The organism is Pararhodobacter sp. (assembly GCF_036802785.1).
Classification (GTDB): Bacteria; Pseudomonadota; Alphaproteobacteria; order Rhodobacterales; family Rhodobacteraceae; genus Pararhodobacter.
In genome coordinates this window covers 41,551-54,287 of the sequence record NZ_DAIRVN010000004.1, presented here as the reverse complement: position 1 = coordinate 54,287, position 12,737 = coordinate 41,551, and the positions used below count along the sequence as shown (strand labels likewise).

26 protein-coding genes and 1 tRNA gene are annotated in these 12,737 nt (G+C 61.6%); 11 read left to right on the top strand and 16 right to left on the bottom strand.

Features of this window, described 5'->3' with window-relative positions:
• Positions 1-68 precede the first annotated feature (68 nt).
• The 16 genes from V7Q53_RS03015 to V7Q53_RS02940 all read right to left on the bottom strand — a co-directional run bounded on the left by V7Q53_RS03015 (position 69) and on the right by V7Q53_RS02940 (position 7,152).
• Entirely contained in the window at positions 69-335 is a 267-nt protein-coding gene (locus V7Q53_RS03015) for a hypothetical protein (protein ID WP_333826897.1), read from the bottom strand.
• Positions 328-594: a hypothetical protein gene (locus V7Q53_RS03010; protein WP_333826896.1), complete on the bottom strand. Its 267-nt coding sequence runs from the start codon at positions 592-594 to the stop codon at positions 328-330. The genes V7Q53_RS03015 and V7Q53_RS03010 overlap by 8 nt, the downstream gene beginning before the upstream one ends.
• Positions 594-857 carry a hypothetical protein gene (locus V7Q53_RS03005; RefSeq protein ID WP_333826895.1) on the bottom strand — a complete coding sequence of 88 codons (264 nt, stop codon included), beginning with the start codon at positions 855-857 and terminating at the stop codon, positions 594-596. Before V7Q53_RS03005 ends, V7Q53_RS03010 begins: the two co-directional genes overlap by 1 nt.
• A gap of 55 nt (positions 858-912) precedes the next feature.
• Positions 913-1,542, bottom strand: coding sequence for a hypothetical protein (locus V7Q53_RS03000; RefSeq protein ID WP_333826894.1), 630 nt, complete (start codon positions 1,540-1,542; stop codon positions 913-915).
• Positions 1,543-1,676: 134 nt separating this feature from the next.
• The gene (locus V7Q53_RS02995; RefSeq protein WP_333826893.1) at positions 1,677-1,958 is read right to left on the bottom strand and encodes a hypothetical protein; all 282 of its coding nucleotides are present in this window, start codon (positions 1,956-1,958) and stop codon (positions 1,677-1,679) included.
• A gap of 2 nt (positions 1,959-1,960) precedes the next feature.
• Complete coding sequence (gene acpP, locus V7Q53_RS02990; protein WP_333826892.1) at positions 1,961-2,209, bottom strand: acyl carrier protein; 249 nt, start codon at positions 2,207-2,209, stop codon at positions 1,961-1,963.
• Between the two features lie 70 nt (positions 2,210-2,279).
• Positions 2,280-3,509, bottom strand: a complete 1,230-nt coding sequence (locus V7Q53_RS02985) for a recombinase RecT (protein ID WP_333826891.1) — start codon at positions 3,507-3,509, stop codon at positions 2,280-2,282.
• Positions 3,506-4,264, bottom strand: coding sequence for a hypothetical protein (locus V7Q53_RS02980; protein ID WP_333826890.1), 759 nt, complete (start codon positions 4,262-4,264; stop codon positions 3,506-3,508). Before V7Q53_RS02980 ends, V7Q53_RS02985 begins: the two co-directional genes overlap by 4 nt.
• Positions 4,261-4,638 (bottom strand): hypothetical protein, encoded by a 378-nt coding sequence (locus V7Q53_RS02975; RefSeq protein ID WP_333826889.1) that lies wholly within the window; start codon positions 4,636-4,638, stop codon positions 4,261-4,263. The genes V7Q53_RS02980 and V7Q53_RS02975 overlap by 4 nt, the downstream gene beginning before the upstream one ends.
• On the bottom strand, positions 4,638-4,835 hold the full coding sequence (locus V7Q53_RS02970; RefSeq protein WP_333826888.1) for a hypothetical protein: 198 nt from the start codon (positions 4,833-4,835) through the stop codon (positions 4,638-4,640). The genes V7Q53_RS02975 and V7Q53_RS02970 overlap by 1 nt, the downstream gene beginning before the upstream one ends.
• Positions 4,828-5,022 (bottom strand): hypothetical protein, encoded by a 195-nt coding sequence (locus V7Q53_RS02965; RefSeq protein ID WP_333826887.1) that lies wholly within the window; start codon positions 5,020-5,022, stop codon positions 4,828-4,830. The genes V7Q53_RS02970 and V7Q53_RS02965 overlap by 8 nt, the downstream gene beginning before the upstream one ends.
• A 283-nt stretch (positions 5,023-5,305) precedes the next feature.
• Entirely contained in the window at positions 5,306-5,464 is a 159-nt protein-coding gene (locus tag V7Q53_RS02960; RefSeq protein ID WP_333826886.1) for a hypothetical protein, read from the bottom strand.
• A 5-nt stretch (positions 5,465-5,469) separates the two neighbouring features.
• Entirely contained in the window at positions 5,470-5,898 is a 429-nt protein-coding gene (locus V7Q53_RS02955; protein ID WP_333826885.1) for a beta-sandwich lipoprotein, read from the bottom strand.
• Between the two features lie 25 nt (positions 5,899-5,923).
• Positions 5,924-6,136, bottom strand: coding sequence for a hypothetical protein (locus V7Q53_RS02950; RefSeq protein WP_333826884.1), 213 nt, complete (start codon positions 6,134-6,136; stop codon positions 5,924-5,926).
• A gap of 27 nt (positions 6,137-6,163) precedes the next feature.
• Positions 6,164-6,457: a hypothetical protein gene (locus V7Q53_RS02945; protein WP_333826883.1), complete on the bottom strand. Its 294-nt coding sequence runs from the start codon at positions 6,455-6,457 to the stop codon at positions 6,164-6,166.
• A 383-nt stretch (positions 6,458-6,840) separates the two neighbouring features.
• Complete coding sequence (locus tag V7Q53_RS02940) at positions 6,841-7,152, bottom strand: helix-turn-helix domain-containing protein (protein WP_333826882.1); 312 nt, start codon at positions 7,150-7,152, stop codon at positions 6,841-6,843.
• Between the two features lie 75 nt (positions 7,153-7,227).
• Here V7Q53_RS02940 and V7Q53_RS02935 point away from each other — a divergent pair, with 75 nt between their 5' ends.
• The 11 genes from V7Q53_RS02935 (at position 7,228) to V7Q53_RS02885 (ending at position 12,732) form a co-directional block, all read left to right on the top strand.
• The gene (locus tag V7Q53_RS02935; protein WP_333826881.1) at positions 7,228-7,449 is read left to right on the top strand and encodes a helix-turn-helix domain-containing protein; all 222 of its coding nucleotides are present in this window, start codon (positions 7,228-7,230) and stop codon (positions 7,447-7,449) included.
• A gap of 18 nt (positions 7,450-7,467) precedes the next feature.
• Positions 7,468-7,542: transfer RNA gene (locus tag V7Q53_RS02930), tRNA-Ile, on the top strand.
• 631 nt (positions 7,543-8,173) lie between these two features.
• The gene (locus tag V7Q53_RS02925; RefSeq protein ID WP_333826880.1) at positions 8,174-8,536 is read left to right on the top strand and encodes a hypothetical protein; all 363 of its coding nucleotides are present in this window, start codon (positions 8,174-8,176) and stop codon (positions 8,534-8,536) included.
• Positions 8,537-8,573: 37 nt separating this feature from the next.
• Complete coding sequence (locus tag V7Q53_RS02920; protein WP_333826879.1) at positions 8,574-9,560, top strand: DUF2303 family protein; 987 nt, start codon at positions 8,574-8,576, stop codon at positions 9,558-9,560.
• A gap of 45 nt (positions 9,561-9,605) precedes the next feature.
• Positions 9,606-10,031: a RusA family crossover junction endodeoxyribonuclease gene (locus V7Q53_RS02915; RefSeq protein ID WP_333826878.1), complete on the top strand. Its 426-nt coding sequence runs from the start codon at positions 9,606-9,608 to the stop codon at positions 10,029-10,031.
• Positions 10,028-10,504: a hypothetical protein gene (locus V7Q53_RS02910; RefSeq protein ID WP_333826877.1), complete on the top strand. Its 477-nt coding sequence runs from the start codon at positions 10,028-10,030 to the stop codon at positions 10,502-10,504. The genes V7Q53_RS02915 and V7Q53_RS02910 overlap by 4 nt, the downstream gene beginning before the upstream one ends.
• On the top strand, positions 10,497-11,429 hold the full coding sequence (locus tag V7Q53_RS02905) for a hypothetical protein (RefSeq protein WP_333826876.1): 933 nt from the start codon (positions 10,497-10,499) through the stop codon (positions 11,427-11,429). The genes V7Q53_RS02910 and V7Q53_RS02905 overlap by 8 nt, the downstream gene beginning before the upstream one ends.
• Positions 11,326-11,988: a hypothetical protein gene (locus V7Q53_RS02900; RefSeq protein ID WP_333826875.1), complete on the top strand. Its 663-nt coding sequence runs from the start codon at positions 11,326-11,328 to the stop codon at positions 11,986-11,988. The genes V7Q53_RS02905 and V7Q53_RS02900 overlap by 104 nt, the downstream gene beginning before the upstream one ends.
• Complete coding sequence (locus V7Q53_RS02895; protein ID WP_333826874.1) at positions 11,985-12,257, top strand: hypothetical protein; 273 nt, start codon at positions 11,985-11,987, stop codon at positions 12,255-12,257. Before V7Q53_RS02900 ends, V7Q53_RS02895 begins: the two co-directional genes overlap by 4 nt.
• Positions 12,254-12,478, top strand: a complete 225-nt coding sequence (locus tag V7Q53_RS02890; RefSeq protein WP_333826873.1) for a hypothetical protein — start codon at positions 12,254-12,256, stop codon at positions 12,476-12,478. Before V7Q53_RS02895 ends, V7Q53_RS02890 begins: the two co-directional genes overlap by 4 nt.
• Positions 12,475-12,732 carry a hypothetical protein gene (locus V7Q53_RS02885; RefSeq protein ID WP_333826872.1) on the top strand — a complete coding sequence of 86 codons (258 nt, stop codon included), beginning with the start codon at positions 12,475-12,477 and terminating at the stop codon, positions 12,730-12,732. The genes V7Q53_RS02890 and V7Q53_RS02885 overlap by 4 nt, the downstream gene beginning before the upstream one ends.
• Positions 12,733-12,737 lie beyond the last annotated feature (5 nt).

Genomic DNA, 12,737 nt, shown 5'->3' with positions numbered 1-12,737 from the left:
GCCGCGTCTGCGTCTTCCGCCCGTCCCACAACGCCCGCACCATCGGCGCGCTGAATAAGATGCCCTTGTCAGCCATTGTTCACCTCCAGTGAAACCGCGACGATCTTGATGTCGGGGCGCATCTGGGCCAGCAGCCTGACGATGCAATCGCACTCGGGGTCTTGGCATGTCGGGATGATGCGAGTGCCGGTGATGAACAGCGCGTTGAGCGCCGCCGCGTTGCGGGTATCGGTCACGGTGCGGATGTTCAGGATACCGTCGATCACTGCGGCGTGGCCGTGCGCGGTTCGCGCCATGCGATCGGCCAGCGCGGCAGGCATTGAAGTGTCAGACATGCTTCTCTCCCTCCCCTTTTGATCTGGCGGCGATGAAAGCGTCTGCGTATTGGAACGCCTCATCCACGATCATCTGAGGGGATTGACCGCTCATGTCAGGATTGCTCATATACCCCGCTACAATCCCCTTGAGCGCAGCAAGCGCCGCTGCATCGCGCAGGCTCATGCCCTGATGATGCACCGGGTAGAAGATGCCCTTCGCGTCGGGCTGGCTGGTGGTGCTGGGGAAGGCGGGGCCGCCGTCGTGTTGAGCGGCCATCAGGAAGCCTCCGGAGAGGGAACGAGATAACCAACCGCCTCCAAGCTATGAACCGGCGCTTCGGCGGCGAGAACATCGCCAACCCACACGCAGACGCGGCGCATATTGCAGTGCAGACCGGGCAAATCTTCCTGCACGGTTATCCGGGTAATCACCGCCCCGGGCGCGCCATCCTGCCAGATTGTCTTACCAACGTGCCAGTGGGATTGCTGGCCTTCACAGTCCGGTGGTGAAGTCGCCCAAAGGGCCTCTTTCGCTTCCATATTCTCTCTCCATCTCTGCCCTTCCGACCACGCTTGGCCGCGTGGTTGTGCGGGTTCAGGCGGTCAGCTTGGAAATCGCATCACGGATGCGGGCTTTTTCCTGCTCAAGAACGGCCTCATGAGCCTTGCGCACATCATCCCGCATCTGGTTGATCGCGGCAGTGGTCGCCTTCTCGATCTCGTTCTTGAACCGCCGGTCCATCAACTTCATCACCGACAACTCGGCGCGCGTGTATGTGTGTTCTCTACCCCAGCCGCCCTTCGACGGCTTGCCTTCCCGGTCCACACGCTCTGTCAGATACTCCTTGGCGTATAGGCCGATGAACTCACGCATAGTGACGGGCTCTTTTTCGCCAAACTGCGGCGTCAGCGGCTGGTCGATGATCTCAGCGGTGACAGTCGCAATTTTCTCGTCAGCCTTCGCGGTGATGGCCGTGATTGCACGTTCTTCGATCAGCTTCGAAAACTGCTTGTCGCCAAAGCTGCGGATCATCTGAGCGGCGGCGGCCTGCACGATCAGGTCTTCCATGTCGCGCAGGGTCCAGCTTCTCATCTGGACGTGGAATTCGATCTTGGCGCCCGGGTCGCTCTGTTCCGTTGCGGCCATATCCTCGACCGGCGATGCGTCCTCATCGAATCCCGCGTCTTCTGCCAGGTCCTGCGTTTCGATAATCGGGTTGGTCACTGTGTTTCCCTCCATGGGAGTTGGTTAAGGCCTGATATCGCCAGACACTGCGTCAAACGCGGCGCGCGCGATGCCCTCGGATGCGTGGTGGCCCGCGAACAGGCCGATTGCGGCTGAGAGAAGGACAACGCGGATCACGGCCCGCCCTCCCGCGCCCGGTGAACAACATCACCGGCGGCGCTCAGTGCGGCACGCTCGATCGCGCGCAGGTACTTGACGATGGCGCCGGGGCAGTGGCCCAGCTGCGCCGCGATGCGAAGGCCGTCAGCAACGGGATCAGCCGGATCTGCGCGCGAAAGGCGGCGCGCCTGGGCCGCCGCAACTGCCGCAGCCTTCTCACCGAAGCTCATCGAGGTGCCGAACATGGCGTCAGCGCCCATTCCGGTGAAATCGGTCTCTCTGCCGAGGTGGGCCATGATCAGCCCTCCAATGTCGCGCCGGCGGCACGGATAAGGGCAACCCAATCCCGGAAGGTCTGGGCGTTCTCCAGCGCCTCGTCGCTGATCTCGATGCCGAACCGCTCTTCGAACGCCATACAAAGCTCAACCGTGTCGAGGCTGTCGGCATTGAGGTCGTTGATGATGTGGGTATCAGCGGTCACATCACCGGGGTCCGATCCAAGGCAGTCGCAGATGATCTGGCGGATAGCCGCCTCTATATCGTCCATAAAAATCTCCTTTGCTGGGTGGCGGCGTTCAGGTAGGGGCGTTGTCGCCCCTGCCCGTCTCGCTATGGGTTCAGAGCTTTGACGAGAGGTCCGGGGCGTAGGAAACAACCTCGGCCTTCAGGTTCATGTAGATTCCCGGCGCATCCCGCTTCATCGCCGCGATCTCGACTTTGAAGAGGTCCAGAACATCTTCCGGCGGCGCCCCATCGAGCAGCTCACCGGCGACGCGATCGACAATCGCCTGATACTGCGCGGCGTCGTTGGCCCCATCGAGCAAGTCTTTGGTGCCTTCAACGCGGCTGCCCTGTTCGTCTGCCGCCGCATCGGTGTTCCGGGTGGCGCGCTGATCCTTGGGCTTGTCAGCAGCCTTTGCCCCCTCGCCCCGATCTGTTGAGGCGTTGCGGGTGCGGGATTGATCCTGCTTCGGCTCCGCCCCTTCCCTCTCGGTGGTTTCATCCTCATCTTCGGAGGCTTCGCCTTCAATGGCGTCGCTCTGATCCTCGATCTGGACGCCCGCAGTAGGGTCCATGGCGAAGGCACGATAGTCGCCGCGCGCTTCGTCAATCTGCACCGCATCCATGAATTCGACGGACAGAGGCAGGTATTTTGCGAGGGCGCGAACAGCCGTTTTCTTGGCCATTTCATCCTCATACTTGCCCCATGGGGTATCAGCGGTCTTTCCGATGCGCTTCGCTGTCATCCACCCCTGCGACTCGTCGCGGATCTTCATCACCTTCGACCAAGGCAACACGACATAGGCATGCCCGCCGTCCTTGAATTTGGCGATGGCATAGGCATGGAGTTTATCGCCAGCCATCATGCCAGGGCGGTGCCGGAGACGCGCCTCCGTCCCTTCCTCGTATTCCCAGAGTTCATCATCCGAGTAGTGAATATTGGCCGACAAGCTGGTGATGTGGCCGGAGCGGCGGGCAAGGTCGATCAGGCCCTTGTAGCCAATGACCACCTGAACCTCTGGGATTTTCACCCACTCATCGACCCCTTTTGCGTTCTTGATCTTCTTGCTGCGCTCAAACGGGATCATGTAGGCGTGGCCCAGCACCGTGTTCGGCTCAAGCCCCAGCGCGGCGCACTGCATCAGCGCGCCCAGAAAGCTCATCGGTTCGCACTGCTGGAGCTTCGGTGTGGTGCGGATCGCATTGGCGACGACGCGCATCATGCGCTCAGGGCTCATGTGCTTGGCGGCGACCATGGCAAGTTGGGTCCGCGCGTTCTCGTTCATCAACAGGTGACGCACATCAGGTACTTGGCGCAGCGGGGTTTTGACGAGGGCGGTGCTCATGCGGCTTTCTCTTCTTTGATCAGGCGGAAGCCCGGGGGTGCGGATTTCGCGTCCTTCGGCTGAGCGCGCACCTCGGCATTTGCGAGACGCTCGATCAATTCGAGGACTTCGGGATGGTCGCGGTAATGCGACAGGGCGGGGCCGCGCTTGTCGACAACGCAGCTATAATAGGTGCGCAGCGAGACGGTGCGGCCAGCACCCGTGGATGAACCGCTTTGCGCCTTGACCGGCGCGGCGGCGGCTTTAACCTCTTTGGCAGCGGCCTTCGCCTGACCTTGAGCGTCGATCATGCCAGAGATGTCGTTGCGGGCCTCGGCCTCTTGAGCGCGCTTCTCCGCCTCATCAGCCACCCGTTTTGCTTCGGCCTCACGCTCTTTGCGCAGCGCTTCTTCGCGGTCGCGTTCCGCCTGCATCCATTTGGATTGCAGGTCCAGAACCTTGTCAGTAGCAGCCTTCACCTTTGCGAGCAGCGGCGTGAACAGATCCTGCACAGCCTTGCCCGCATCGTCGTGCGGCTTCTTCTGCGCTTTGCGCTCAGCTTCAAGATCGGCCCAGACCTTGCGGGCGCCGGTGACAAAATCGGTGGCCTTCTCGGCCTGATCCTTGTCGGTGATTGCCTTCAGGTCCAGCCATGCGCCGGCAGCATCGGTGTGATCCTGCACCTTGGCGATAAGGGTTTCAGGAACAACGGGCCCGGGCGGGTTGTTGTGGTCGCGCGGTGGCAGGTCAAAACCCGCCTGTTCAGTTGTGGTCATGGTCTCATCGCCCTTTCGGTTAAATCGAGCCGCGCCATCGTCGCGGCCATTGCGGGGATCGCCTCGCGGCGATCGGAAAGCTGTTCGAAGTCAGCGCGGGAAATCGGCTCCAGATAGGTCCAGATTTTTGCGGGATCGCGGCGCATGCCGTCGGCTTCACAGCACAGGCGTTCATCGGTCAGCAGTTCGCCGGTTTCCGGGTCAATCTCCTGTTCGCACCAGATCCGCACCGGCACCCAAGGCCCGCCAGTGACAAACCGCGTCCTGAACCAGCCGCATTCGGGCAGCCCGTCATGCTGAGGCGGATTGCTGCCTGACAGTGCCGCGCGGTGCCAGGCGTACTGCTGGGCTTTGGTAGATGGACGCCGGATCATCAGTCGGGCCGCCCGGCCAGCGGTTCCGCGAGCGTCGCGGCGATGCTGGGCGCGAAGATGGTGAACACCACGGCGGCAATCAGCAGAAGCCATGCGGCGTAAATTGCGAGGCGGTTGCGGGCGGCGCGGGTCTCGGTGACGTGTCGTGCCGGGCAATCGCGGCCTTGGCGGCAGGCATGGTTGCAGAAATCATCCATCCACCCGCCCCCGCAGAAATTCCCGCGCCGCCAGTTGGTCGGCTTGGCCGCCGTAGGCGGCAAGCCATGTCGCGGCTTCATGGCGGGCTGCGTCTGTGGCGTCAGGCTTGCGGAAGGTGCGGCGGTTGATGATCAACTCGTGGGCGCCAAGCAAGGCAGCGGCTCCGTGACCGAGGGGCTCGCTCATGACGCCACCCCAAACACCAGAACACCCTTGCGTCCGGTCCCGCTGCACAACCCGCAAGGGGTGATTGTCACATGCCCTGCGCGCGGGCTCTCGGTGAAATCACCCCTACCCCTGCAATCACGGCACGGCTCCGAACCATCCCACCCCGGATTGAGCGCTTGCTCCGTGAGGCGCAGCGCAGAGTCCATTTCCTCTTCCAGTATCCCGCGAAGGCGGGCGTCGGCGGTGGCGGGAATATCCCGCAGCGCGCGCGCGGCTCCGATAAGCCGGTATGCGGCGGTTTTCAGGTCGGGCATTTCACTGGCTCCATGTTGGCGTCGAGAATTTCATCCGTGCGCCACGCGAGGCGGAGCAAATCGGCGGCGGCGGGGTGCTTCGCCTTGCGCGCGGCCTTTTCGGCGGCGTAGGCGGCGTCATTCAGAGCGCGGAGGGCGGCGTTCATGGCGGTCAGCCGTCGGTGTTCTGATTGATGAACATCTCATTCGTGCTGCCCTGAAAGTCGATGTCGGGAATGAGGGCTTGCGGGCGAAAGACGATCCGGTAATGAAACTCGGACGCATTCACGTCTTCCAGTTGCTCCGACACGAAGAACACGTTGTCCGACAGCCCAAGAAAGTTCCGGATGTAGCGGTTCGGCCCCGTCTTGCATGTGACGGACATGCGGCGGTCAGTGTCCCGGTTTCCAAGGGAGCAGAAACCCTCGGTCACAAGCACAACGTTGTCGGTGATGCCATTGTAGAAAGTGATCCGACGCGGTACCTCGAAATTGTCAGCCGCTGCCGAAATGTTGCGCGCAGCAACGTCCGCAGCCGGGTCGCAAGACGACGCTGCGAGGGCCATGCTCAGTGCCGTGAAAAGTGCAATTCTCTTGATCATTCATCTCTCTCCTGTGCAGCCAGCTTCACGCCTGACGTGATCGCCTGGCCTCTGAAATCATCCGGGCCTTTGAAATCATCCGGGCCTGAATGACCGGATCGGTGGACTCGGCGGCTTCGGCCTCCATCAGCTCGGACTCCATGCGCTCGAAAATCGGCATGAAAGCCGCATCGACGGCAACAAGGCGCGCGATATGCCGGTGTATCGCCCTGACACGGGAGACGGAGCTAATTTGCATGGCCTGCGCCTCTCATTTTGCTGCACATCAGGATTGATCATCCTGAACGGCTGACCGCTGCATCCGCTCAAAATCCATGAAGAGCAGCTTGTTGCCGTAGACCGGCTTCATCTCAACGACCGCCCAGCGGACAGCGCCCTCGAACAGCGCGCCGCGGGAAACTGCGGCATCATAGCTCGACGCCTCGCCCGAAGTTTCCAGAAGGACGGGCCCTTGATCGGCAGTTTCAACGAGCAGGGCATACGATCCTTGCTCGACTCTTTCGTGCTCCGGATTAGCATGGCCCTTATGTCGGGCGCTCTGAGTTTCGTGTGACTGCATGGCAACTCCTCTCCCGGCAAGTGTCGGACATTCCGACATGACTTGTCAAGCGATATGTCGACTATACCGACAATTTAATAGGGAGGTGCTGGGGTGAACAGTCAATACCGGAAAATCAATGGCGATATGTCGGGTGGCGAGGATGCGTTAGCTACGACTGATCAGATACTTGCCTTGTTCAGGTCACTTTCCAACGAGGGGAAAGATAGCGTCCTGAAGGCCGCGCGAGCCATTGTTGGTGCAGAAGCATGAAAAAGGCCGCCCTAGAGGGCGGCCGCTCATTGCATCGTGGTGATCTGCTATGTCAGGCGAAGAATCCCGCGATCAGGATCAGCAAAACACAAACCCCCATCCAGGCAAAAACCCACCAACCTCTGTTTTCATCACGTTTCACGATCACCCCCCAATGATCTCGCCAAGGATAGGACGATATCCTTATCCCGGTCGCTCATTTTCTCCAGTAATGAGGCCAACTCCGCCTCGATCCCGTTGGCTTGCGCGCCCTGATAGAGAAGGTCCGAAACCGCCACGCCAAGCGCGCGCGCTATCTTCTCCATTCGATAGGTGTTCACCGGGCTTGCGCCTGTCTCTATCCCGGCAAGATGCGAGCGTGACAGGCCAGCTATTTCAGCCAGCTGGACCTGCGTGAGGCCCTTCTGCTTCCTGAGTTCAGCAATGCGTGGCGGCTTCATCATTCAATCTATATATCCCTGTCGAGGCATCGCAGCCCGTCGATTATAGCGACATTGCTATTGACAACTGGTGTCGTTATGTTCGACATTCAAGGCATGAGAACGCTCCCCGAATATTGTGCCTCCGCTGCGCCGACCAGAACCCACGCTGAGTGGGCAGAGCTTTTTGGCATATCGCGCAGCTACTTCACCGATATCATCAATGGCAAGTCCCTGCCGGGGCGAGACCTGATTGCGGAAATCAACAAGCAGACAAACGGGGCAGTGCCGCCCGGCGTCTGGTTCGTTGACACGCCATGACCGCGCACAGTTATCAACGGGTCGATAGCTCAGTGGTAGAGCCCTCCGCTCATAACGGAACCGTCGCAGGTTCAAATCCTGCTCGACCCACCAATCCGTTGCGCGCCGGTGTCTGCGCGCAGACCATCCCTGCTCGGGATTTGCCTCAACTGCCCCCGGCTTCGGCTGGGGGCGCATTTCTGCGCTTCGGACCGGTGCTGGCGGCTGGGACCGTCTCATGCGTGCGTGAGCGTATGCTACCCGAAAGGATGCATAGGCTGGCACCGGCCCCGAGCGCGGATCGCAGAGCAATGTCGGCAATCGGCCCGAGTGATCATAGGGCACTGCGGCGTCCCCTAGCCCATACGATATGCGCAAGTCCGACGACGCCCGCGCTCGACATATCCCAAGCGAAAGAACCAGTCGCGATCCAGCCGGGAGAGCATCACCCATTCCCGCGCCCGGCTGGCGGTTCGAGTAGGCCTCCTGCGTGGCGGTTCGCAGGCCGTAGCTGTTCGGCGGTAACGGCAGAAGAGGCGATGAGCCGCAGCGGGTGGAAGCCCCGCACCTCACCGCATTTCGCAGATGCAGCGCACCGGGTTCCGGTTAAAGCGGCCTTTGGGCGTCGCCGCAAGTTGCTGCATCTGCCGAGCGCGGCGGATTGCAAACATCACATCATTCCCCTGATGGGACGCAGCAAGACAAGGGCCGCCGTGTTCGACCCTTTGAAACAGAAAGGAACGACATGAGCCGGACCCCGGAAATTAACGGGCTGGAGCAACTGATCTCTCTGGCCGATGGGGGCGAATACCTGCCCCTCTTGCAATCGGAATTGGCGACGCTGATCGCCGATCTGCATTCCCACGCCACGATCTACAACAAGTCGGCGGGCAAGCTGAACCTCTCGATCGGCCTGGCCTTTGACCGCAAGGGCCAGGTCGATCTGGTGATCGAACACAAGATCACCGCGCCGAAGATGCCCAAGGCCAAAGGCTCCGCATGGTCCATTCCCGGCGGCAAGCTGACCGTGGAGAACCCGGCGCAACGGCGCATGGAAATCCGCGAGGTCGAAGGCGGGAAGCGCGAACTGCGCAGCCCGGGCGCCTGACCTCACTCCGAAAACTTGAAAACTGAAAGGAACCACAGTGTTCAACCTTAAAGACACACTCGCGGCAATCCAGAACGCCATTGGAAAGCCCGCCAACATCATTGGCGACGCGGATAACGTGATGGATTCTGTCACGCAGCATCCGCAAATGCTGCAGGTCGCCATCCCTGACGGCATGACGCGTGCGGACCTGACTGCTGATCTGGACAAGCTGGCCACAAAGCTCCAGCCGTGGCGCCGTACCGGCACAGCGCGCATGTCTGATCTGGACAGCCTCATTGCTTGGGCCAACCGCAACAAGGGTGAAACATCCGCCCTGTTCGCAACCACCGGCGACAGCCCGGCCCTGACATGCATCGCGGATTACTTCGGCCAAGGCGCGCCTGTCATCGACGCGATCGGCCGCGACCCCATGGCCAGCCACATGCTGCACCGCGCCACCTATGCCTTCCCGCTCTCGCAGGAGTGGAAAATCTGGAAGGCAATCAGCGGCAAAGCGATGAACAAGGCCGAGTTCGGGGAATTCATCGAAGCGAACGCCAAGGATCTGCTGGAGCCGACGCCGGCGCTCCTGGGGGATTATCTCGGAGACAGGGTGCTTGAGCCGTGGGAAGAGCGCATGATCACCGTTGCGCAGCAGCTGGGCGGGCGGTTCGGCCAGTATCAGCAGCTGATCGGCATGGCGCGGGAGTTCACCGTCAACGAGGTGTCCAACCTGACGACAACGCTCAACCGCGACACGGGTGAATCCTCAATCCAGTTCCTCGATGAACACCAGCAGGCCGATGGCCAGCCTATCCGGGTGCCGAACCTCCTGATGATCGCCATCCCCGTGTTTGACAATGGCGCGGCCTACCGTATCGCGGTCCGGTTCCGCTATCGCAAGGCCGGTCAGAACGTCAACTTCTACCTTTCGCTGCACAATCCCGATGTGTGCATGCGCGACGCGGTGGATGAGGGGTTTGAGAAGGCCGTCGAAGAAACCGGCCTGCCGCTCTTCCGTGGCGCGCCTGAAAAGACCTGACATAGCGGCCCCGGTCCAGCGCCGGGGCCATTTGTGTGCAGCAAAATGAGCATCAAGGCCGCCATCACCCTCCCCGCCCCGATCAGCACGAACAACTTGTTCAGCAACGCCCCGGGGCGCGGGAGGGTGGTGACGAAGGAATATGCGGCCTGGCGCAAGCAGGCCGCCCAGATGATTGCCGCGCATGCGCCTGTGCCGCGCTTCACCGCGCCGGTGCTGATCGCCCTGTTCGTCGGCGAGAAGGGCGTGGGCAACATGGACTCTGACAACACCGCCAAGGCCTACCTCGACGCCCTCAAGAAGGCGGGCGTGATCCATGACGACAGCCGGAAGTGGGTGCGCGGATCTTCGGTCGCGTGGGTGCCAGGCATGGCCGGGTGCGTCGCGCACATCGAGGAAGCAGGAGCGCCGCCGAGCGCCAACGAAATCATCGCCACCGCGAGTAAGGGATTGAGGGATTTTCTCAGATGACACGCCGCCAAATCAACCAAGATGCCTTCGCCGCGCTCTGGAACAACCACGCCATTCCGACGCGGCGGATAGCTGATGCCTTGGGCGTGACGCCCTCTGCCGTAAGCAAGCGCGCCCAATCCATGGGCCTGCCGAAGCGCGGGAAGGTGCGCAACAGGAAGGTTGATCCGGAACTCCTGCGTGAGATGTGGCTAGCCGGGGTCAGCGCCAAGGAAATCGCCGCGCACTTCGGCGTGTCGCACCTCTCATGCGCATCGTGGCCATCGCAACAGGCGGGGCTGCCAAAGCGGAAACGCGGCCCCTCCGGGGGCATGAACGGAGGGTGGCAAGCCAACCTGCCGATCGCCGTGTTCTGGGAGCAGCGCGCCGCCACAGCCATGGCAGCTGATGCCGCCCGAATCCGCCACGCCATGGCCCGGCGCAACATGGTCGATCACCAGCCGAGCAGCAGGAGGGCGGATTGCCATGCGTGAATACGCGAAAATCTCGTGCTCATTGTGGAACAGCCGGAAGTTCACCGGGCTGCCGAACGACGACGCGAGATACCTCTACTTCTACCTCCACACATGCCCGCATGTGAACATGGTCGGATGCTTCGTCCTACCGGAGGGCTACGCCTGCACCGATCTGGGTTGGGTATCGGAACGGTATCGAGAGGGTATCGAAACCCTATCGAAAGCCGGTCTGATCAGTTTCGATAAAGAGGAAAGCGTCGTCAGGATCGTGGATTTCCTCAAATACGACCCTTTTTGCAACCCGAAGCACGCCATGGGCGCGATCAAGGTGGCGGAAAAGCTGCCGAAATGCCCGCAACGCACTGAAACCCTTATGGAAATCTCCCGCCTGAAGTGCGTGAAAGAGAGCATGTTTTCATACCCTCTCGATACCCTATCGAAAGGGTATCGATTCCCAGAACCTGAACCTGAGCCAGAACCTGAACCAGAACCTATAAAAGAGGCTGCTGCTGCTAGGGCCGAAATCCTGACCGAAAATCTCCCGACATTCAGGGAGAGGCTGCTCATAGCGATGCATGTCGATCCGTGCGGATTGACCGGAAACGGCGGCCAACTTCTCGGGTCAACAGCAGACATGGCCCACGCTAGGCGATGGCTCGAACTCCCAGGCATCACCGAAGACCTCGCCGTGGCCGAGGTGCAGCGCATCATGCTCAAGCCCCGCGACAGGCCGCCGGCAAGCTTCCGATATTTCAACAGCGCCATGGCTGACCTCTCCGGCGCGATTGCCGCCCCCCCATTGGAACCAAACGCCCCCACCAAAACCGGAGGATCACAGAATGACCGCGCCCGCTTTGATACCGCCCACCGCGAATACGTCCGTCGCCTCGCTGCGGGCGAGATCGAGCGCGGACCTGATCCAAGCGATCCATTCCCCAGGTGACGAGGCCTATGTGCTCGAAAGGGCGCGGGTCTGCCTCAAGGCTTTTTTTGACCCCGGTATGGATGATCGGGACCGGGCCGCGCTGCTGGATGAATTTGCCCGTGCCCTGCGGAATGTTCCCCGGTGGGCCGTCGCAAGGGGCTTTGACACATGGATGCGATGCCGCACCCGGCGCCCTGCGCCCGCTGAAATCAACATCGAGGCGCAGAAGGCCATCCGTGAACTGACCGATGAGCTGGCCTATCGCAAGCGCATGGAGCCGCCGGAGGAACCGCAACGCGCGACCGTCGATCAGGAGGAAGCCGAACGGATTTTGATGAGGTCGGGATACACCCCCAAAAAGCTGGATGCGGTCAGGAAGGCACCTATGGCCCGAACCATGGATGAAGCGCTGTCCCGCGCCGATGCCCCGCCCCGCCCACACTGGACCGAAACAGCGGACCCTGACGGCCCCCAGATGCGGGCACTGCGCGCCGCACGCGACGCCAACCCGATCGTGCAGGAGGCCCGAGCCCAGCAGCGGGTGGCCGCGAAATCAGCGAAAGGCGGTGAAGCGTGAGCGATATTCTGGATGGGGCGCGCTACTCGGTAGGCTTGGATGTGGAACCGAAAGAAGCCATAGACAGCGACGCGCTCGTTGACCGCATCGAAGCACTGGAGGCAGACAACGCCCGCATGAAAGCGGCGCTAGAGATCATCAGGCAATGGGGCACCGACACGCTGTCAGGACCAGCAGGCAACCTTCCTGCCGATGCGTCTTGGTACCGGGATGGCGTGCGCGAAATGGCCCGCCTAGCAGCCTTCGGCCTGAAGGGCGGTGGTGGATGATCGCCACCATCGCGCCCGACCAGCAGACCATCACCCTGACCGGTCAATACTGGTGCGAGACGTTCCCGGTGGATGCCCTGCCCGGCAAGATCCAGTTCTATGAGGCGCTGGCCGCGCGCAAGCATCCGCGTTTCGGTCACGCGGCCGCATATGCCGATTGCTACCAGCCCACCATCGAATCGCTCAAGGAAGCACGGAAAGCCTTGGGGATGCGACCATGAGCAGGCAACGCATCGGCGCCAAGGTGCGCACCAACGCAGATTTTCAGGCCATCACCCGGTTCATGGATGGTGAGGGCATCGCTTACGAGCTGCGCGCGCCTGAAGGCAAGGGCCACCCGATATTGATCATCACCAGCGCTGATGGCCAGAAGCTCCGCTACCCCATCGCCTGCACCCCACGGGGCCGGTGCAACACCCCCGCCCGCGTCGCCAGCCTCAAGCGCTTCCTGCGCCAGCACGGCATCATCACCTGACCAGC